The organism is Vibrio marinisediminis (assembly GCF_014050145.1).
GTDB lineage: Bacteria > Pseudomonadota > Gammaproteobacteria > Enterobacterales > Vibrionaceae > Vibrio > Vibrio marinisediminis.
In genome coordinates, this window is sequence record NZ_JACFYF010000020.1 from 20449 (window position 1) to 42379 (window position 21931).

The following is a 21931-nucleotide window of genomic DNA, read 5'->3' on the forward strand; positions in this document are numbered from 1 at the left end:
GGCAGCGATTCTATACTTAAGGGGCGGTTAGTTACCAGAATTAACACAAAATTCTCTACTAACACTCAATAACTGAGGGTAAAACTCATTAAATAGCAGTTCAAACTCTGCATAATGCTGCTCTAATGAAGTAAAACACTCGGCTAAAGGCGCCATTCTACTGGAGCGTTCTGACATCCTCATCAATGCAAACTCAATATTATCGAGATGTTGGTATGACTCAAGCCAGCGACCTTGCCACATACGGGTTGTCACTAATTGAAATCGCTCAGGAACCGGCATCGTTTGTTCCTGTCTCACCATAAGCTCCGCCTGTAGACAAAATTCATCCAACTCACTCGAGTGATAGTTTGTCCAGTTGACAGCAAGATAGTGGTCCCACATGACATCAAGTGCGATGCCAGCGAAACGCCTTTGTTTGCTAGAAAAGTTGGTTTTGGCTCGGCGGATAACGGCATGCGAATCTGTGTAGCTATCAACAAATCGATGTAACCGTATTCCTTGCGCAACCTCAACAGGAAATTGACGCATAGGATCACCTTTAACAAAGTCTCCCAGTAAATTACCCAACATGCTTGATTGGCAGGATTGGGCAATATGCAGATGGGCGAGAAAATTCATATACGACCTGTTTTGCTAAGGTTTAGTTTCTTTACCCATAAAAGCACAAAGCCAGCGCGAATGCACTGGCTTATCGAGACGACGAATCGTTGTAGGATTGTTTACAATGCTTTGCTAAGCATCATCTGTGCTTTCTTCTGCACTGCTTTCATAATCAGACAAATTAATGCCGATTTCTAACGCATCAAGTAGCTCTAGGCTATCGTCATGCACTATTTGGTCACACATTTGACCTCCTTAGGTAATTGTATCGCCTACGCTATCTCTATATGTAGGGAGTTCCTTTAGCTCACTTTATATGACATTTTTTTCAAAGGCAAAAGCCACTACCATCACGAATTTGACCTACGCCACCAGCAAACGTTTGCTATCAACATTAACTAGCAATGTAAATATTGATATACACAGATGGAAATATTATCGTACATTCTGCTTGATATTTAGTTTTCGATCTTACAAACTGTGCAACCACTAGGCACTTGAACTAGAAAGCACTTGAGCAACGAGATGTTCATTCATAGTTACACCACTTAACGTAAAGAATTATAAACACATGAATAAATCAAAGGTAATGGGTAGTACTTTGATTATTGCAGGTACTACTATTGGTGCGGGCATGTTAGCCCTACCGCTCGCTTCTGCAGGAATCGGCTTTTCTACATCACTGATCATTATGTTATGTCTCTGGGCACTAATGGCTTATACCGCACTAATGATGGTAGAACTTCACCAACACGCTGATAGCCAAGCCACTCTGCATACACTCGCGTTGCAAATTCTCGGCAAACGTGGGAAATGGTTGGCCAGTCTTTCAATGCTGTTTCTATTTTACTCTCTTTGCGCCGCGTATATCGCAGGTGGTGGTGCGCAATTTGGTCAACGTATCCAACAATGGACGGGGCTGGATATTTCAGGTCAAACGGGTACTGTCATTTTTACTGTTTTGGTCGCAGCCATCGTTGTGATTGGCACAGCAACCGTTGATAAGGTAAACCGTGTTCTATTCACGCTAAAACTGGTTGCGATGGCGAGTGTATTATTATTTCTCGCGCCAAACGTTACTCAGTCCTACTTACTCAGCATGCCGATTGAGCAAGGGCTTATAGTCGCAGCTATCCCCGTTATCTTTACGTCATTTGGTTTCCACGGCAGTATTCCTGCGATCGTTCGCTATCTAGATGGTGATACCCCGTCGCTACGTAAAGCGATTCTGGTTGGTTCTGCAATTCCTCTTGTGATCTACATTTTTTGGCAGATCGTAACCTTGGGCGTAGTTAGCCAACCCGAACTTCTCGATAACCAAGGCTTAACCGCGTTGATCGCCCAATTGTCGACCACAGTTCAGCAATCAAACATTAGCCACGCCATTGCTTTGTTTGCCGATCTAGCGCTGCTGACCTCATTCCTAGGTGTGAGCTTAGGGTTATTCGAATTTCTCGGAGATTCGATGAACAAGACCCACTCTTCGCGCCTAATTACCGGAGCGGTGACGTTTATTCCGCCTATGGGTTTTGCCCTGTTCTACCCACAAGGATTCATTACTGCGCTTGGTTATGCTGCAATTGCACTGGCGGTTTTAGCCATCTTTTTACCCGTCATAATGATCATCAAAGCTCGTGTCACTTACGAACCTGCTGAGTACCAAGTCCCAGGCGGAAGAGCAGGTATCGCACTGAGCACTTTGGCTGGTGTATTAATCATTACTGCACAGCTATTTATCACCGCAGGTGTGTTACCTGCTCTTGGCTAGAATTCAGTTACTAACGTCATCATTTTCAACAAAAGCTTAGTGAAAACTAAGCTTTTTCATTTTAATCGGATATCTGTACGGAGATGATATACCCTTTAATAGTCAGTGACTTTAAAGAGAGTATCTAGATGGAAGCAGAGCAACTCGAAATAAAATCCTTTCTTGCCCAACACCCACCGTTTGATGAGCTAGACGATGATGTTTTGGGACAGATCGCGAAAAGCATTGAGGTGGCTTACTATCGAGAAGGCTCCTCTATCATCAAATTTGGCGACCAAATCCATGATTTATATATGGTGAGAAGTGGTGTCGTCGAAGTTTATCGACGAAAAGGCGAGCTTTATAACCGTCTTGATAGCGGTGCATTATTTGGTCAAATGGGGTTATTGACCCACAATAAAGTGCGATTTCCTGCACGCGCAGTAAGAGATACACTACTTTACTGCATCCCTGAAGCCATCTTTCTCGAACTCTATGAAAAACATGAAAGCTTCGCTGATTTTGTCGAAGTAGAACATAACACTCGCCTAAGACAAGCCGTGTCATCAACCCACGATGATAACGACTTAACCACATCAAAAGTGCGAACTTTGATCACTGGTGACGCCCCTTTTATATACAGTAACGATTCCATACAGAACGCCGCAATAAAGATGGCTGACGAAAATGTCTCATCTTTGTTAGTGATTGATAATGAAATTGAAGAAAATGAAGATGAAGATACCTCTGGCCTGGTCGGCATTATTACCGATAGAGATCTCTGCACACGGGTCCTCGCGACGGGATTAGATCCTAGTGACCATGTTGTTAATGTAATGACACATGAAGTCATCTCACTCGATCATAATGCCTATGTTTACGAGGCCATGTTGACCATGTTGCGTTATAACGTTCATCATTTACCCGTATTAAAAGATCGACAACCCATCGGTATAATTGAAACAACCGACATTGTCCGCTACGAGTCACAAAACTCTCTACTATTAGTGAGCCGCATCTTCCAACAACAATCTATTGATGATCTCGCCACTTTGGCAGAACAAGTGAAAGATTGCTTTGTCCGCTTGGTCAATGAAGATGCCAACTCTCACATGGTGGGTAGCGCGATGTCAGTCATTGGGCGTAGCTTTAAACAGAGAATGGTTGAGTTAGCCGAACAGGAACTCGGTCCAGCCCCAATTCCTTTTTGCTTTTTAGCTCTGGGATCAATGGGAAGAGATGAACAACTGTTGGTCACCGATCAAGACAACGCCATCATTTTGGACAACAGTTACCAACCAGAGCTCCACCAAACCTACTTTGAAAGTCTGGCTAAAATCGTCTGTGATGGCTTGGCACGCTGCGGTTATGAGTATTGTACTGGTGATATTATGGCAACCAACCCAGATTGGCGCATGACTCGCACGGAGTGGGAAGAGTGCTTTGCCGATTGGATTGATGACCCAAACCCAAAAGCACTACTAAATGCTTCCATATTTTTCGACCTCGTCGGTGTTTGTGGTCGATTAAAATGGGCTGAACAACTCAACGGCTTTATTGTCAGACGGGCGAGAAAGAACAACCGTTTTCTCGCATGTCTTGCTCGTAACGCTCTCAATCGAACCCCACCCTTGGGCTTTTTCAAAGATTTTGTTGTTGAAAAAGATGGGCAGCATAAAAACTCGATAAACTTGAAACGACGCGGTACGGCCCCACTTGCCGATTTAGTACGCGTACATGCACTCGCAGTCGGTTCACGCGCGCAAAACTCATTTGAGCGCCTAGATGACATTCACGATGCGGGAATTCTTCCGAAAGGAAAAGCGCATGCTCTGCGTGACGCGTTAGAGTTTATCTCAATGGTTCGAATCCGCCACCAAGCTTATGACGTCGAAAACGAAATAGAACCCGATAACAATATTGAGCCAGAGAACCTTTCAGAATTTGAACGCCGTAACTTAAAAGATGCGTTTCTTGTTCTGAGTAATTCTCAGAATTTTTTGAAGTTTCGTTACCATGCCAATAGTGGATTAAGTAAGTAAGATTAGCTGACAGGCATAAAAAAGGGATGCAATGCATCCCTTTTACTCAAGTAACTTGGTATTAACTCACTTTTTCAGTTCGCATACCCATAATCAAACTAACACACATCAGTAAGAGTACAATGGTAAATGGCAATGCGGTAGAAATAGCCCCTGCTTGCAGGGCTTGAATCGCTTCAGTTCCGCCAATCCAAAGTAATGCGACTGCAATTGCGCCTTCCATAAATGCCCAGAAGATACGTTGTAGAACGGGCGCATCCACCTTACCGCCAGCGGTTATGCTATCAATAACCAACGAGCCTGAATCCGATGAAGTGATAAAGAACACAAGTACCAAGACAACAGCAATGATCGACAATATATTGCCCATTGGCAGCACATCAAACATCTGGAACATCGCAAGTGAAACATCCGTTAAGCCTTTAGTACCCAGCTCACCAACGTTATTGACGACCTGATCGATTGCTAGACCACCAAAGACTGACATCCAAATGACAGTAACCGACGTAGGTACGATCAATACAGCAGTGATAAATTGGCGAACAGTACGGCCTCTTGATACGCGAGCGATAAACATACCAACAAATGGTGACCATGAAATCCACCATGCCCAATAGAATACTGTCCAACCTTGGAACCAAGCTTCATCAGTACGACCGTGCGGGTTACTTAATGGGATAATGTTTTCGATATATGCCATTAGCGTTGTTGGAATATTGCCAAGTGCAACCGCCCAGCCAATGAACGCAACCAAGATCAGCAGCAAGAACGCGACAATCATGTTGATGTTACTGATCACCTTTACGCCGCCATCAATACCACGAACAACCGATACAACAGCCAGTAGCGTAACAATAGTGATAACCGCAATTTGCAGGCCTAAACCCGCATCCACGCCAAATACATGGTGAATACCACTTGCGGCTTGTTGCGCACCTAAACCTAAAGAGGTCGCGAGTCCAAATAGTGTTGCCAGTACGGCCAATATATCAACAATGTGCCCTGCCCAACCCCATGCGCGGTCACCAAGTAAAGGGTAAAATATTGAGCGGATCGAAAGTGGTAACCCTTTGTTATAAGCAAAGAAAGCCAATGATAATGCGACTACCCCATAGATTGCCCATGGATGTAAGCCCCAGTGATACATCGTTGCACCCATCGCAAGGCGAGCGGCTTCTGGTGTATTCGCTTCAACACCCAAAGGCGTCTCATACCAACCGGTAAAATAAGCTACCGGTTCAGCCACACTCCAGAACATCAAGCCTATACCCATACCAGCGGCAAATAACATTGATAGCCAAGATATGAATGAATAATCGGCTTTCGCGTCTTCTCCTCCTAGTCGAATCTTACCCAGTGGGCTAACGACTAGCACTAAACAGAAAACGACAAACAAGTTTCCTGACCAGATGAATAGCCAGTCAAAGTTACCAATGATTTGCCATTTGATTCCGTCTAGAAATGTCTTCGCTGTATGCGCATCTAAAACCAATGCACCAATTAAAAATAAGGCAATAAAGCCAGCACTAATACCAAACACAGGGTTGTGTACATCGAAGCCCCATTTCTGAACATTATCTTGGCCTATCGTATAATCAGTACTGTCAATACTGTATTTATCAATCCCTTTGGTCATAAAATCTCTCTAGTTTTTGTACTTCTTTCTTCTCTATCATTTAGAGCTATAAATGATTTAAAGTAACTTCTCGTTCTTCAATAGTTACTAAACATTGTACGCTTTGTAGTGAAAAATGCCAATTTACGCAAACTTATTCATCATAATTACCTGTTTACAGTGTTTGATGCATTTTTTGGCATCTCCGATTGCTTTCAGACCTTATGTTGAAAGACATCAATTTTATTTGTAGTCTAATGAATATAGCATCTGTAAAAATTCTGTATTTACACTTCTATTCAGCACCGATTTAGGTTATGTTCTTGAAAAAAAAGTGGCTACGTTTTAAGGGTTTATCTTGGAAAAGCACGAAGAAGTACTGGTGTCGTTACGACAAATCATCCGGGCAATCGATTTACATTCAAAAAAATTAAGCAAAGAGTCAGGCTTAACGGCACCTCAGCTTATTTTAATGCGCTCTATTCGCGAGCTGGGTGAAGTGACGATCAAGCAGTTGTCGAACCATACAAATATGAGTCAGGCAACGGCTACCATCATCCTTGATCGCTTACAACGAAACGGGCTAATTGAAAGAAAACGAAGTGAAACCGATAAACGTAAAGTTCATGCGGTTCTGACAGAACAAGGTAGAGAGCGTCTCGCGCAAGCCCCACTCCCTTTACAACAGAGTTTTATTAACAAATTTCAGCAATTAGATGACTGGGAGCAAACTCTGCTGCTCTCTTCTGTTCAAAGACTCTCGGCGATGATGAATGCTGAAGATATCGACGTAGCCCCTGTACTTGAGCTCGGTAGCATTACCAAAGCTGATTAACTGATGATTCCCCGTATAACGTGTAATGCTCACGGTATACGGGTTATATCTGCCTCATTTCGCTTCTTAGTTTATTCTTTCCTGCCATCACTTGGCGCCATTTATCTATAGGAGAGTTAATGAAAACCCCTTGTATCGCAGCGTGTAAAAATAATGCAGGAATATGCTCAGGCTGCTTTAGAACAATGAACGAACTCACCCAGTGGCGAGAGCTAAATGACGCACAACAATCTATGCGCATAGCTGAAATAAAAGGCATTGTAGCCACCCATTCATGCCCGTCATGCGGTGAGCAGAGCCATTGCGACATAAGTGCAGGCAAAGACCATTGCTGGTGTTTTGATATAGAAAAGCGTGACTTGTCTAACACTATCAAAACCAACACCTGCCTTTGTCGTAAGTGCTTGTCTTATCTACCAATTAGATAAAGATCACAGATAAGCAAAACTAATCCGATTAATAGAAATTTGTCTTACTAAGATCGTCAACATTTCATTGCCTAAATAACCTGACATATCTAAGATACTTAACAGTATTATGTTCCCAATAAATTATCGATAAGCTGAGTCTACCTTAGCTGGGTTCATTCACCCTTTTTTTAGGTATTTGTATATGTCTGCTTATGCAAAGCTGGTTAAATTTACATTTTTGATCGCCATCTTGACCGCCGTAGGTCAAATGACACAAACAATGTACGTGCCAGCTATAGGTCAAATGGCAAGTGAATTTGCTGTGACTCCTGGTAGCCTTCAAGCCGTAATGGCTTGTTATTTAATCCCTTACGGGTTATCACAATTTGTCTATGGTCCTATCTCTGATCGCCTTGGTCGTAAACCAATAATCCTATTTGGTTTAGCTGTTTACGTTTTAGGTACACTGATTGCGCTATTTTCACCAAACTACATGCTGTTTTTAGCCGGTAGTTTTATTCAAGGTTTAGGCGTTGGCTGCGGTGGAGCAATGGCTCGTACTCTTGGCCGTGACCGCTACTCTGGTGTTGAGCTACACAAAGTAAATAGCTTGATCAGTATGAGCATTGTGTTCTCTCCGTTACTTGCACCTGTACTGGGTGGCGTGCTGGCGGAAAACTTTGGTTGGCGCTCAAGCTACTTGTTCCTCGCACTGTTTGGTTTAGCGGTTGTTATAACCATGATGACCAGTTTTAAGGAAACACTGCCAAAAGAGCGTCGCCGCAATGAAAAAGTCAGCCAGAGCTACAAGTTCGTAATGGCAAACAAGCGCTTTCAAGGTTATTTAATATGTTTAGTCGCAACATTTTCCGGGCTTGCTATTTTTGAAGCCGCTGCGGGTGTGTTACTTGGAGGGGTGTTAAAGCTGCCAGCAACAACCGTTAGTATTCTGTTTATTTTGCCAATTCCAGGCTATTTAGTCGGTTCTGCAATCTCTAGTATTCTTGCGACACGTTGTACGACGAACACAATACTAAACGTGGGTTTAGGCGCTATTACATTAGGCTCAGTTGTTATTTTAATTCCTGGAGTATTAGGCTACACGTCTGCGATTTCACTCGTTGCTGGTGCAGCACTTTATTTCTTGGGCACGGGCATCGTCTACCCTTCCGCTACCACAGGTGCGCTCACACCAATTCCTAACCATGCCGGCACTGGTGGCGCAGTTTTAGGTGGTATGCAAAACCTCGTCGCTGGCTTAGCAACACTGCTAGCTTCACTCGTTCCAGCGCCAAACCAAATGCCACTGGGCATTTTTATGTTGGTAATGTCATTAATGGCGGTGTACGGAATGATGAAAGTGCATAAATGTCCAGAACCAGTCGATGAGAGTGAAGAAGTGCCATTGACGATTTAGCACGTACTTAACGCATGAGTAGTGCCATCATCCGTACTTAGGACGGGGCATACGACAAAAATAAAGGAGCCAGAAGGCTCCTTTATTTTTTTATATTCACAATTACTGCGCTAGGGCTTGACCTTCAAATTTAACGCCTTGCCAACCATGGGCAATAAAGTTACGAATATTTTGGTGATCATCCCCATCAGGGTTACCCAGCACATCGCCGCGGTAATACTCACCAAACATTGATAATACTTGCTCTTCCGTCAGTTTATGCAATAAACCAAACGCAAAAATCTTACATGAGCCGTTGTTTTCCCCAGCAGGATTACGCATCGTGCCATTACTAAACGCCGTCGGCGTAAAGGTATAGTTTGCTTCTATCACGGCAATTGATTGTGAGAATTCCACCGAACTTGGTGCACTTTTCAGTTTCTCTAAAAACGATTTCAATTCCATATGACTTTAAATTTTACTTTTGATTAACCAGAGCGGCATTTTACTGCACTCAACCCTGATGCTCCAGAGCCAATTGACACTTTAGCTATTTACTTCTCAGTTTCGCTAATTGAACCTATGACGGTTCAACTTACCGATAACCAGTTGAAATGACGTAACATATTAACAATCAATCATTCCATTGTTCACTACATTACTAGCGATATCCACCAGCGTATTTCACTATTTTACAGTGTAAAGCGATAATCTTTTGATTGAGTCTTCCCTGATACAAAAAAAGCGCCCAGTCTACACCAAGCGCTTTAACCTTTATCAATGACTATTCATCATCTAATTCAAGCATTTTCGTATTCCCTCCGTGAATCTTCTCCCGTTGGCGTTGAACCACGGCATAGAAACCTGGAATAAGGAAGGTACCGGCAAGAAGCACACATAACAAACCGCCAATCAAGGAAATTCCCAATGAATTCTGACTGATATGCCCTGCGCCTGATGCAAAAATCAGCGGGAAAATTCCTAAGATAAATGACCAAGATGTCATATTAACTGCTCGGAAACGTAACTTGCCACCATGGACGGCTGCTTCATCAATGGGTACATCCTTCTCTTCTCGTTCAACTTTGGCAAATTCCACAATTAAAATCGCGTTCTTTGCCGCCAATGCTATGAGTAAGACTAACCCTATCTGCGCATAAAGGTTCAATGGTGTCCCTGTTAAGTTCAGTGCGAGGAAGGAACCGAGAGTCGCCACCGGTACCACAAGAATAATGGCTAGAGGAATACTCCAGCTTTCATATTGCGCCACCATAAACAGATAAATAAATATCAAAGCTAATGCGAAGGCATAAATAGCTTGGTTACCAGCAAGTACCTCTTGGTACGCCATCCCTGTCCATTCATATTGATAACCTTGCGGTAGCATTTCAGCCGCAACACGCTCCATCGCTGCGATCGCATCACCGCTCGAATAACCAGGAGCAGGCTGACCTTGAATCACTGCACTGCGATACATGTTATAACGCCACGCAACATCAGGTTCAAAGATCTGTTCGTTAGTCACTAAAGTACTTAACGGAACCATCATCCCTGTAGATGAACGTAGATGAAAACGCTCTAAATCATCCATACCGCTACGATGCTGGGCATCCGCCTGCATCGTCACACGGAAATTCTTACCAAACATGGTAAAGTCATTGACGTACAGTGAACCCAAGTTACCTTGTAACGTTTGAAAAATACTCGACAATGATATACCCAATTGCTGAGCTTTTTCTCGATCAATATCTACGTAGTAATGTGGCACATTAGCGCGGAAGGTCGAAAATGCAAAACCAATTTCCGGTTGCTTCTTCGCTTCTTCGATGAGTTGATTCATCACAATAGACAAGTCTGTTCGACTGCGCCCCAATGTATCTTCCAATACAAACTCGAAACCTGACGCGGCACCCATACCCGGTACAGCCGGTGGTCCCATAGCAAAGACAACCGCCTGCGGTAGTTTCATTGCTGCCTGTCCATTGATACGCTGCGCGATAGCATCTGATGAATGTTCACCATCCAGTTTATTACGCATCTCCCAATCGTGAAGCTTAATGAACAACGAAGCACCATTTGAGGCCGCCGCTCCGGTCATAAAGGCAAAACCATTGGCAACCGTCACCCCATCGACTCCCGGCTCTTGCTCAACTAGACCTATCAACTCCTCGGTGACTTCTTCTGTTCGCGATAACGAAGCAGAGTCTGGTAGCTGTACATTGACCAACAAGATGCCTTTATCTTCCTGTGGTACAAACGCCGTTGATGTTGTTTTGGCAAATAGAGTGACTGCTGCCAGTGCAACGAGGAAGAAACCCGCAAGTAGTAACGTCTTTTTCACGAGGAAACCCGCGATTTGACCATACTTTGCAGTAACGGCATCTAGACCATTGTTAAATGCCTGGAACCAACGCGCGGTATTACCTCCGCCTTGCTTTAAGACCAGAGAACAAAGAGCAGGTGAAAGCGTTAATGCATTGATTGATGAAATTACCACAGAAATACAGATAGTTAATGCAAACTGTCGATACATAATTCCGGTGATGCCCGGCAACATTGCAACGGGCAAGAATACCGCAAGTAGGACCATGGTTGAGGTTACAATAGGTCCTGTTACCTCTTTCATCGCAATCAAGGTAGCTTTTCTCGGCGAAATGCTTGGATCTTTTGCCATGGTGGTATCAACGTTTTCGATAACCAAAATGGCATCATCAACCACAATACCTATCGCTAGGATCAAACCAAATAAGGTCACCGTATTAATGGTGAAGCCTGTCATTTGCATCACTGCAAAAGTACCAATCAGTGACACTGGTATCGCCACCACCGGGATCAGGGTCGCTCGAGCGCTGCCTAAGAATAAATACGTAACAGCGATCACCAATAAAATCGCTTCAATCAGGGTTTTTACTACCCCTTTTATTGATTCCGCAACAAAGACTGTTGTGTCATAGCTGGTCTCATACTCCATGCCTTCTGGGAAGTTAACACTGAGGTTTTCAAGCAGATCCATCACCGCTTGACCACTTTCTAGTGCATTCGCATCAGACTGTAGTGAGAGCGCAACAATCGAAGCATCTTGACCTCGGAATAACCCGCTACCGTCATAGAATTTTTTACCTAACTCGACACGCGCTACGTCTTTCAAATAAACAGTAGAGCCATCGCTATTGGCTCGTAATACGACATTTTCAAATTCGCCAACCGTCTCTAAACGACCTTTGGTTACCAAATTGAACTGTACTTCTTGAGCATCGTTATATGGCGCAGCCCCTACTCTACCCGCTGCCACCTGAACGTTTTGTTCCTTTAAAGCCGCATACACATCAGTTGTGGTGAGCTTTAAATTAGCCATCTTTTCAGGATCAAGCCAAACACGCATTGCGTATTCACCACCACCAATAACGTTAACCTCGCTAATACCCGTCACTCGGGCAAGCTGGTCTTTCACGTTTAAATTGATGTAGTTGATCAAAAATTGATCGTCGTACTTACCGTCAGGAGAATAGAAGTTAAGTACCATCAGCAAATCAGGTGAACGCTTTTTCACCGTGATGCCAACCATGCGCACTTCTTGCGGCAATTTGGACTCAACTTGAGACACTCGGTTTTGTACATTCACTTGCGCCATATCGGGATCAGTACCGACATCGAAAGTAACGTTCAAACTGTATGAACCATCGTTAGCGCTTTTCGAAGACATATAAATCATGTCTTCAACACCATTGACTGCCGCTTCTAACGGGTCTGCAATCGCCTGCTCCACAACCTCCGCACTCGCACCGGTGTAATAAGCAGTCACACTTACCGACGGTGGACTAATCTTTGGGTACTCAGCAACGGGCAGTATCGCTAACGATATAGCCCCTGCCAAAGTCAGAATAATGGAAATGACCAGCGCAAACTTTGGTCTCTGAATAAAAAATCTACTTAACATCAAGCCTCCGGTTATTGCTGTGCTTGAGTATCAAAGCGAACAGGAACTCCATTGCGGATACGTTGCAACCCTTGGGTTATAACAACATCATTACTGCTAATACCGCTGCTTACGATAATTCCTTCATCCAGTTGTCGTCCCAATTCAACGTTGCGTCGTTCAGCAATATTTCCTTCACTGACCAACATAACAAAGTTACCCTCCAAGTCCGTTTGCACAGAGCGGCGCGGTACAACGAGTACTTCAGTTTTGTTTTTTTCACGCAGTTCAACACGAACATGCTGGCCTGGAAGCAGTCGATGATCTGGATTCGGCACCATAGCGCGCATCGCAATCGTGCCAGTATTAAGGTCAATTCGGTTGCTTAAGTAATCAAGCTCGCCTAGGTGTTCAAAAGACTGTCCATTTTCTAACACCAGTTTCACTTCTACCCCTGCGCTTTCATCGCTGCCATCGCCTTTCACTTTATCCATACCCATTTCCAAGCGCTCGCGCTCGCTAACACTGAAACTGGTGTGAACGGGGTCTAGGCTGACTAAAGTAGTGAGAATACCGGATTGGGGAGAGACCAAATCACCAGTACTAACTAAGCTTGAACTGATTCGTCCCGAGAAAGGCGCGCGGATTTGAGTAAAAGAAAGGTTCACTTCAGCAAGGCTGAGCTGTGCCTTTGCCGATTCAACTTGAGCTTCTGCCCCAAGCAGCGATGCTGTCAGGTGATCAAATTCCGATTGAGAAATACTGCCTTTCGGTAGTAGATTTTTACCACGGTTAAAATCTAATTGTGCTTTTTTGAGCGTGGCATTAGCTTGAGCTAAACTTGCTTTAGAAGCGGCAAGCTGCGCTTCAAATGACGAAGGTTCTATGGTGTAAAGCAGTTGACCCGCTTCCACCATTTGCCCTTCTTCAAAATGACGCTGTTTAAGGTATCCGGAAACTTGTGCGGTAATATTAGTGTCTTCGACGGCTTCAACGCGACCAATGTAAGATTTACTTTGTTGATGAGAGGTTGCCATTACTGGCTCTGCCACCACCAGTGGCGCATTCGATTGAGGCTGACCTTGTGAAGATTCTCCACAACCAGCTAAAAACAGCGAGCTAATAAGCGCTGTAGCAAGTATGGTTTTTTTCATTAAAATACCGCTAGATAAGTTTTAGTAACAGTAACTTAACTAACGGTACTACGTTTTATGTCCGAACATTATCAAGATCGGGGCTAAAATTGTATCAATCTGTTTCGAACTCTAATCATTATCATACGGTCAACTTGACATTCAACCCTTCCAGCAACTTCGCTGGAGATGGCCAAGTGTAGACCAATTCTGTAATCTGATGACCACATGGGGCATCCCATAAACGTTCGAGCGAGTTCTGCCCACCGAGGTGTTCGTAAAAACCTGTCGCTTGCTTATTGTCCGCCATCGCCTCTAGGTAAACGCCATTGCTTGGAAAGTGCTGCTCAATCCACTTCGCCATCTCGATGATTAAGGCTTTTCCTGTACCACGACCTCTGTCATTGGCATTGATATGCAGAGCATCAACAATAGTACCCTTTTCAAAATCATGATTACCAAATGCACAAATGAACCCACAGAGCTCGCCTTTCTCTTCGGCGATCAACACATGTTGGTTAAATGGTGGGTTAATTAATCGGGTTTGCCAAATCACTAATCGATCATCAATGACTTCATTCGCTAAGTACTCAGCGCCTAATATACCTTGATAATAGGTTTTCCAACTCTGAGCATGTAGATGCGCAATTCTTTCGTAGTCTTTATATCCAGCTACTTTTATTTCCATTGCCAGTTCCTTTTTACTTCCTGTAAAGAGTTAATCCTCCATCTATACTATTCATTAACAAAAAAAAAGCAAAACATTCCAAAAATATCCGCCTTCACAATTTGCAACAACACTAATTTGACTTGCAACTGTACGCTGATATTCTAGCGTACAGTTGTTCGCTTAAAGGATATAGCAATGCGTGCTGTGGAAAAGCCACCTCTAATTTGGCTAAATGTGCTTCTTTTTCTAATTACCTTTGTACTCGCTGCGGTTATTACGCCGTGGTACGGATTTCAACATGGTTATGCTTTAGAACATTGGGTTTGGCTAGTTGTCGCATTCTCATTTTGTAATCTGTCTATTACCGCGGGTTATCATCGCCTTTGGTCACACAAAACCTATCAAGCTCACCCTGTATTACGCGTGATTTTTGCGTTAGGCGGAGCCTTTGCCCTACAAAACAGTGCATTACATTGGAGTTCAGACCACAGAGTTCACCACAAGCATGTTGACAACAATGACAAAGACCCTTATTCAGCTAAGCGCGGCTTTTGGTTTTCACACATTGGTTGGATGCTTAGAAACTACAATCAAGACACTTATAACGACTACGGTAATTGTCGTGATCTGCAAAAAGACTGGGTGGTGATGTGGCAGCACAAACACTACCTACTGCTGGCAATAGTCACCAACATTGGTATCCCCCTACTATTAGGCATAGTCTATCAAGACATCATCGGTATGTTGCTGATTGTAGGGGCTTTACGTTTAGTGCTTAGCCATCACACTACGTTCTTTATAAACTCGCTCGCTCATATTTGGGGTAAACAGCCATATACCGACAAAAATACTGCACGAGATAATGGTGTGCTCGCCTTCTTTACGTTCGGCGAGGGCTACCACAATTTTCATCATATTTTTGAAAATGATTACCGTAACGGTATTTATTGGTGGCAGTACGATCCAACCAAATGGTTGATTAAAAGCTTTCACTATTTAGGTTTAGCAGAGAAGTTGCGTATCACACCGCAAATTAAGATTGAACAAGCGAAAGCCAAACAAGCCTTTAAGCAGGCGATTGAAAGGCTCGACGCTCGCCCTGACAACAAAGACGTTAAAGACGCTCTAAACAAAGAGTTTGAGCAACTAATGAAAAAACTCAACGACTACTTCGAACTAAAAAAACAAATCGTCGAACAAAAACGTCACAACTTAGTGGAAAAGTATGAGCGATCATTGCTGCTTATCCGTTATCGTCAACTTAAGTCTGAGTTTAAAGCGCAACAGAGACAGTGGAATGCCATGCTAACGTGCTGTTAGGGTGTCAAGCCTCCTCACCATCCAAACTTATTAAGGAGTGAACGATTCACTCCTTTTTTATGACTCGTGATTTTGATCACGCAAATCTGATTCATCATCCCTCACCTAAAGCGCCCACTTAATAGCAGTTTTGGAATTAGTGAACAGCATTTTTGGAAAAACTCGAATAATCAAATCAGACTATCACATTGAAAAATAGAATTTTATTGAAAAGTGAAACATTGATCTTTTCTTTTGCTCGCTAAATTCATGATCCACCTCTCTAGCCGCCACACCTGAATGTTATTAGACTGTAAATCAATTATTACATCCCGCTCAAGTTCAGTGACGAAACCAGGAAAGCCTATGAATAACCAAGAGTTAATAGCCAAATTCGAACAAATTATTGGCAAAGACAATGTGCTGACTCAGGAACACAAAACCGAGTACTACCGCTCTGGGTTTCGCTCTGGAAAAGGTAAAGCACTGGCCGTTTTATTTCCGACTTCGCTCGTTGAGCAGTGGCGTTTACTTGAAGCTGCCGTAGCGGCTAATTGCATCATTATCATGCAGGCAGCGAAAACTGGATTAACAGAAGGTTCTGCACCCAGTGGGAATGACTATGACCGAGAAGTGGTGATCATCAACATTACTCGCATCAAAACACTGCACCTTTTAGAAGGTGGTAAACAGATCATTAGCTTACCGGGTGTGAGCTTGCACCAGCTCGAAAAGTCATTAAAAACAGTCAACAGAGCCCCTCACTCAGTGATCGGTTCATCCACTATTGGTGCAACCGTTGTTGGCGGCATCGCCAACAATTCGGGTGGTGCATTAGTCAAACGTGGTCCGGCTTATACTGAGCTAGCACTATTTGGTCGAGTCACCAAAGAAGGAAAACTCGAATTGGTTAATCACCTTGGCATCACGGGTTTAGGTGACTCACCAGAAGAAATTCTTGCCAATGTAGAGAAAGGACACTTTCAGCCAGAACAAATCCAAGAGAGCGATGCAATGGCATCCGACCGTGAATACAATGACCGAGTACGTAGCGTTGATGCTGATACCCCTTCTCGATTTAATGCCGATGCCCGCAGATTGTTTGAGGCTAGCGGTTGCGCCGGAAAGCTCGCCGTATTTGCAGTACGTGTAGACACTTACCCTGTTCCAGAAAAAGAGCAGTTGTTCTATATTGGCTGTAATGACCCAGCCAAGCTTACTATGCTGCGCCGCGACATACTGAGCCAGTTTAAACACTTACCTGAAATGGGTGAGTATATGCACCGCGATATTTTTAATTTGGCAGAAAAGTACGGTAAAGATGTGTTTTTGTCGATCAATCACCTTGGTACCGACAATCTGCCTAAATTTTTCAGCTTGAAAGCCAAAGTTGAAACCTTTCTAAAACGCGTACCTTTTGTATCAAAAGATTTGCCTGACATCATGCTCTACTGGCTAACCAAGCTATTCCCCCAGCATTTGCCAGCGCGTATGCTCGAATACCGTGATAAGTACGAGCACCATTTGATTCTCAAGATGAGTGATGGCGGCATTGAAGAGGCTAAGAAATACCTTGAAAACACTTGGTCGAAACAAGACCAATGCGACTATTTCGAATGTAGTGGAGATGAAGGTAAAAAAGCCCTATTACATCGCTTTGCTGCTGCGGGTGCCGCCATTCGCTATGAAACCGTTCACGCCAATGACGTCGAAGATATTCTCGCGCTTGATATCGCATTAAGAAGAAATGATGTCGATTGGGTGGAACAGTTACCTGAAGAGATCACTAAAGATATGGTCATGGCTTTATATTACGGACACTTCATGTGCCATGTATTCCACCAAGATTATATTTTCAAAAAAGGGGCAGATACCAAGAAGATAAAAGCGCTGATGCTTAAACTTCTGACAGAAAAAGGGGCCAAGTACCCTGCAGAGCATAACGTTGGGCACCTTTATGAAGCAGAAAAACAACTTCAAGAGTTCTATCATTCACTCGACCCAACCAATACCTTCAACCCTGGCATTGGCAAAATGAGCAAATACAAACGCAATTGTAGTTGCTGCGGTTAGTATCAATCTCGATCCCTTGTTTAGCCACAAGGGATCAACTCAAAAACCAAAGCTAAACTCATATGAACATTGCTATCAAGCTCGGTTTGTATCCAACCACACTTTCAATTTATCAATCTTTTCCAATGTTTGTTGCATCTCATTTTCATCCCACTGTGCAAAAATCTCGTCTATTACGGGTGTGAAACTAACGTATGCGGCTTGTACTGTTTCAACCCCGTATGCATTAATCCGTATCCATTTTTTACGCCCATCAACTAGGTCTTTCTCGATATCCAGCATGTCCATTTGATGCAATTTATTGATGACTTTTGTCAGCCCAGGCTGGTTCATTTGCATCACTTTTGCTAATTCACTAATCGTCTGAGCCTCATCTCTATGGCGCAAAAAGTGAGTGAGAATAGTAAATTGAGATGGAGTGATACCAAAAGGGACCAAGTGTCGAACCAATAAGCTTTCTGTAAGCTGATTAACTATTCCTAAAGAAATGAATAAGTTATTTGCTATTTCACTTTTCATGCAGATCATTCTCTCAATATATATTGATAATACATTCCCAGGAATGTATATTTATTCCATGGAATGTATTCTATCTATTTTTTCCATGGAGGAAAAGTAATGAACAGACGTAGTTTTATTAAGGTGATGGGAACAGGTGCGGTAATAGTCGCCGCGTCTCCTCTGGTTATCACTCAGTTATCAGATGAAAAACCCGTAATACTGAGACCATTGCATGATTATCAAGATATTCGTAAGACATTGATCAGTTACGCAATGCTATGCCCAAACCCACATAACAAACAGCCATGGAAAGTATCCCTAAGCAAAAGCAACGTTATTCGTATTTTCGTCGATGAGGAAAGGCTGCTACCTGAGACAGACCCTTATCATCGACAAATTCATATCGGAATCGGCTGTTTTGTTGATAGTTTAATTATTGCAGCAAAACATTTTAGTATGCGCCCCCAAATTAACTACTTTCCACAAGGCGAATACGACAACCTAAGTTTGGAACCACTGCCTGTGGTCGACATCACTCTTGACGTTGTTAAAGCAACTGTTGGAGAGGATTTACATGGTGAAACATTACCCAATGAAACATTATTTCGCGAGCTCTCACGTCGACAAACGACGAAGATTCCTTACAGTCCGACTATGCTTCCAGACTCCGTGCTAGCTAACCTTTCTCATTTAGTCACTGATCAACAACACTACATCAAGTTTATCAGTGACCACAAAGATAAAACTAAGATGGCAAGCTATTTAGTTGACGCAATAACCATTGAAGAAAGTAATAAATACAGAAGCTTAGAGACCATCAATATGTTCCGATTTACCAACGAAGAATTTGCCAAATATCGCGATGGGTTTGGGTTGGAGCAAAACGGAGTCTCTGGCATAAAAAAATGGATAGCAGAAACGATGTTTATTAGTCGTGAAAAAGCTGAACGCGACCCTACCTCATTTGGACAACAAGGTATTAATAAGGTGAAAGAAGTCGTAGCTGACAACCCTCACTACGCTCTGTTAGTGACCAAAGAGAATAGTCGGCAAACACAGATAAAAATTGGTGAAATCTACAATCGTATCAATCTAACCTGCAGTCATTTAGGTGTGGCTATGCACCCGATGAGCCAAATTTTAGAAGAATATGATGATATGCGTTCTCTGCAAACAACGTTTAAGCAGCATTTCCAAATTGAAACTAACGACACAGTGCAAATGTTGTTTCGTTTAGGAAAAGCCCCAGCAACAGCCATGACTCCGAGACGAGAAGTTAAGTCGATATTAGTGTGAACCACTGAGGTGGAAAGCCGTTTGAAATTAAATAAATAGGCTCCGTTCACTGATGTATTAAATACATCATGTAAACAGAGCCATTTTTCAATAGAGACTGGATTTGGTTCTATTGAAATGAATCACCGACAGAGCGTCAGTTATTTCATGATACGAGCTTTAAGTGCTTTGCCTTTCACTTTGCCCATTTGCAGTTGTTTCAATGCTACTTTCGCCACATCGTTTTCAACTGCTACGTATGAAACCATCGCTAAGATATTGATCTTACCAATGCGTTTGCCATCAATACCTGCCGTCTTAGTTAACGCACCTAGAATATCACCTGCTCGCACTTTCATCTTCTTACCACCCAAAATTTGGATAGTTGTCATTGCTGCTTGGTAAGGTTCACCACTTGGTTTACTTGGTAGTGCCTTTGGTGAAATTTCGATATCCATGTACTCTTCAATCAGAGCGACACGGTAACCATCTTTCTCACTGTAGAAACTAAACGCTTGTCCTTTCGCACCCGCACGACCGGTACGACCAATACGGTGTACGTGAACTTCTGGATCGCGTGACAATTCGAAGTTAAAGACCGCATCTAGGTTTTCAACATCCAAACCACGAGCCGCTACGTCTGTCGCAACTAAAATTGAAATACTCTTGTTAGCAAACATAGTCAGTGCTTGATCGCGTTCGCGCTGTTCCATATCACCATGAAGCTCTACAACGCTAAAACCGCGATGCAGTAACTCGTCAGTCACGTTCATCACTTCTTTCTTGGTATTACAGAATACAACTGATGACTGAGGGCGGTGAGTCAACAACAAAGCTTCCAAAGCATCATCACGCTCTTGTGTCGACTCTAGTTTGAAGAATGTCTGCTCAATCGTCGTGGTTTGGTGCGTCGATTCTACTTTTACCATCAAAGGTGATTGAGTAATACGGCTTGCAATCGCTTCAATCTGTTTCGGGAAAGTCGCACTAAACAACAAGGTTTGGCGTTGTTTTGGTGCTTGTTCGATCACCGCATCAAGCGCTTCTTGGAAGCCCATTTCTAGCATGCGGTCAGCTTCATCAAGCACTAAGGTATTTAGCTCAGATAGATCGATTCGACCTTTGCTCAAATGGTCCAAAATTCGACCTGGGGTACCAACTAGAATGTGTGCACCATGCTCAAGTGAACCTATTTGTGGTCCCATTGGCATACCGCCACATAAAGTCAGTACTTTAATGTTGTGAATGCCACGCGCTAATGTACGAATCTCTTTTGCTACTTGATCCGCAAGCTCACGCGTTGGGCACAGTACTAGCGACTGTACACGAAAACGTTGAACATTTAGGTTGCTCAATAGTGCCAGTGAAAACGTTGCTGTTTTGCCTGAGCCTGTTTTGCCTTGTCCAATAACATCTTTACCTTCAAGCAGTGTCGGCAGACTTTGTGCCTGAATAGCCGTCATTTGCGTATAGCCAAGTGTGTCTAGCGTTGTTAGTAGCTCATTTCTTAGTGGCAGGGATTTAAATGAATCTGTCACAATCTCTTCTCGTCGATATTGCCCTAAACCTCAGTTACATATTGCAGGCTTAGCAGCTTAAAATTGTTGAATAAAAAAACCGCCTCATACGAAGCGGTTTTCCGTAATCTGGTATAACCCAAAGGTTATCTCAAGCCGTGTAGAAATTCAGCACGGGTTGCAGGGATAGATTTAAAAATTCCGCCCAGCGCAGTTGTTGTGGTTACGCTAGTCGCATCCATTACCCCACGTGATTTCACGCAGTAATGGGTTGCATCAATAGTGACCGCGACATCATCCGACTCAAGTAACGTTTGCAACGCAACGAGAATTTGCTGCGTTAGACGTTCTTGTACTTGTGGACGCTGTGAGAAAAATCTCACAATGCGGTTGATCTTAGAAAGACCAATAATTTTCCCACGCGGAATGTACGCCACAGCCGCTTTACCATCAATAGTGACTAGATGATGCTCACAAGTGCTGGTTAAAGTAATGTCCTTTACTCGAACCATTTCACTGACATTCATCTTATTTTCGATGACGGTGATTTTTGGGAAGTTTTGATAGTCAAGACCAGAAAAAATCTCATCAACATACATCTTTGAAATACGATGCGGGGTCTCTTCTAAGCTGTCGTCAGTTAAATCCAAATCAAGTAGCGTTAATATCTCACGCATATGATATTGAATCTTTTCCTTCTTTTCTTCACGACTGAACCCGCTACGCACCATTGGCGTTTCGAGTCCGCGGCTTTCAAGCGCATCTTTTACTAACTTCGCTGATTCGCTAAGACCTGACATTCCACTTCCTCACAATTACTCCTTGCGGACGGGTGACAAGGATACTCGGATTTTTGCCGAATTACACCCACATTTTCTTTAAGGGCTAGGCTTGCAAAG

17 protein-coding genes are annotated in these 21931 nt (G+C 43.3%); 8 read left to right on the forward strand and 9 right to left on the reverse strand.

The window, feature by feature from the left end:
- Window positions 1-27 precede the first annotated feature (27 nt).
- Window positions 28-621: an acyl carrier protein phosphodiesterase gene (locus H2O73_RS18775; protein WP_182110457.1), complete on the reverse strand. Its 594-nt coding sequence runs from the start codon at window positions 619-621 to the stop codon at window positions 28-30.
- Between the two features lie 553 nt (window positions 622-1174).
- On the opposite strand from H2O73_RS18775, the gene H2O73_RS18780 reads away from it, so the two are divergent.
- Window positions 1175-2371, forward strand: a complete 1197-nt coding sequence (locus H2O73_RS18780; RefSeq protein ID WP_182110458.1) for an aromatic amino acid transport family protein — start codon at window positions 1175-1177, stop codon at window positions 2369-2371.
- 128 nt (window positions 2372-2499) lie between these two features.
- A complete protein-coding gene (locus H2O73_RS18785; RefSeq protein ID WP_182110459.1) occupies window positions 2500-4392 on the forward strand; it encodes a putative nucleotidyltransferase substrate binding domain-containing protein in 1893 nt (630 codons plus the stop codon).
- A gap of 61 nt (window positions 4393-4453) precedes the next feature.
- Here H2O73_RS18785 and H2O73_RS18790 read toward each other — a convergent pair whose 3' ends face one another.
- Complete coding sequence (locus tag H2O73_RS18790; protein WP_182110460.1) at window positions 4454-6028, reverse strand: BCCT family transporter; 1575 nt, start codon at window positions 6026-6028, stop codon at window positions 4454-4456.
- A gap of 337 nt (window positions 6029-6365) precedes the next feature.
- Here H2O73_RS18790 and H2O73_RS18795 point away from each other — a divergent pair, with 337 nt between their 5' ends.
- The 3 genes from H2O73_RS18795 to emrD all read left to right on the forward strand — a co-directional run bounded on the left by H2O73_RS18795 (window position 6366) and on the right by emrD (window position 8669).
- Window positions 6366-6842 carry a MarR family winged helix-turn-helix transcriptional regulator gene (locus tag H2O73_RS18795; RefSeq protein ID WP_182110461.1) on the forward strand — a complete coding sequence of 159 codons (477 nt, stop codon included), beginning with the start codon at window positions 6366-6368 and terminating at the stop codon, window positions 6840-6842.
- A gap of 119 nt (window positions 6843-6961) precedes the next feature.
- Complete coding sequence (locus tag H2O73_RS18800) at window positions 6962-7270, forward strand: cysteine-rich CWC family protein (protein ID WP_182110462.1); 309 nt, start codon at window positions 6962-6964, stop codon at window positions 7268-7270.
- A gap of 184 nt (window positions 7271-7454) precedes the next feature.
- Window positions 7455-8669, forward strand: coding sequence for a multidrug efflux MFS transporter EmrD (emrD, locus tag H2O73_RS18805; protein WP_182110463.1), 1215 nt, complete (start codon window positions 7455-7457; stop codon window positions 8667-8669).
- 102 nt (window positions 8670-8771) lie between these two features.
- Here the strand turns inward: emrD and H2O73_RS18810 are convergent, their stop codons facing one another.
- The 4 genes from H2O73_RS18810 to H2O73_RS18825 all read right to left on the reverse strand — a co-directional run bounded on the left by H2O73_RS18810 (window position 8772) and on the right by H2O73_RS18825 (window position 14385).
- Window positions 8772-9113: a HopJ type III effector protein gene (locus tag H2O73_RS18810; protein ID WP_182110464.1), complete on the reverse strand. Its 342-nt coding sequence runs from the start codon at window positions 9111-9113 to the stop codon at window positions 8772-8774.
- Between the two features lie 319 nt (window positions 9114-9432).
- Complete coding sequence (locus H2O73_RS18815) at window positions 9433-12585, reverse strand: efflux RND transporter permease subunit (protein WP_182110465.1); 3153 nt, start codon at window positions 12583-12585, stop codon at window positions 9433-9435.
- Window positions 12586-12596: 11 nt separating this feature from the next.
- On the reverse strand, window positions 12597-13718 hold the full coding sequence (locus H2O73_RS18820; RefSeq protein ID WP_182110466.1) for an efflux RND transporter periplasmic adaptor subunit: 1122 nt from the start codon (window positions 13716-13718) through the stop codon (window positions 12597-12599).
- Window positions 13719-13839: 121 nt separating this feature from the next.
- Entirely contained in the window at window positions 13840-14385 is a 546-nt protein-coding gene (locus H2O73_RS18825) for a GNAT family N-acetyltransferase (RefSeq protein WP_182110467.1), read from the reverse strand.
- A 177-nt stretch (window positions 14386-14562) separates the two neighbouring features.
- Here H2O73_RS18825 and H2O73_RS18830 point away from each other — a divergent pair, with 177 nt between their 5' ends.
- A complete protein-coding gene (locus H2O73_RS18830; protein WP_182110468.1) occupies window positions 14563-15687 on the forward strand; it encodes an acyl-CoA desaturase in 1125 nt (374 codons plus the stop codon).
- 345 nt (window positions 15688-16032) lie between these two features.
- Window positions 16033-17739, forward strand: coding sequence for a D-lactate dehydrogenase (gene dld / locus H2O73_RS18835; protein WP_182110469.1), 1707 nt, complete (start codon window positions 16033-16035; stop codon window positions 17737-17739).
- A gap of 75 nt (window positions 17740-17814) precedes the next feature.
- On the opposite strand, the gene H2O73_RS18840 is transcribed toward dld, so the two are convergent.
- Entirely contained in the window at window positions 17815-18258 is a 444-nt protein-coding gene (locus H2O73_RS18840; protein ID WP_246335968.1) for a MarR family winged helix-turn-helix transcriptional regulator, read from the reverse strand.
- 99 nt (window positions 18259-18357) lie between these two features.
- Here H2O73_RS18840 and H2O73_RS18845 point away from each other — a divergent pair, with 99 nt between their 5' ends.
- Window positions 18358-19536: an Acg family FMN-binding oxidoreductase gene (locus H2O73_RS18845; RefSeq protein WP_246335970.1), complete on the forward strand. Its 1179-nt coding sequence runs from the start codon at window positions 18358-18360 to the stop codon at window positions 19534-19536.
- Window positions 19537-19676: 140 nt separating this feature from the next.
- Here H2O73_RS18845 and dbpA read toward each other — a convergent pair whose 3' ends face one another.
- Together dbpA and folE are read right to left on the reverse strand one after the other, a co-directional pair.
- A complete protein-coding gene (gene dbpA, locus H2O73_RS18850) occupies window positions 19677-21056 on the reverse strand; it encodes an ATP-dependent RNA helicase DbpA (protein ID WP_182110477.1) in 1380 nt (459 codons plus the stop codon).
- Window positions 21057-21178: 122 nt separating this feature from the next.
- A complete protein-coding gene (gene folE, locus H2O73_RS18855; RefSeq protein ID WP_182110471.1) occupies window positions 21179-21832 on the reverse strand; it encodes a GTP cyclohydrolase I FolE in 654 nt (217 codons plus the stop codon).
- Between the last annotated feature and the right edge of the window lie 99 nt (window positions 21833-21931).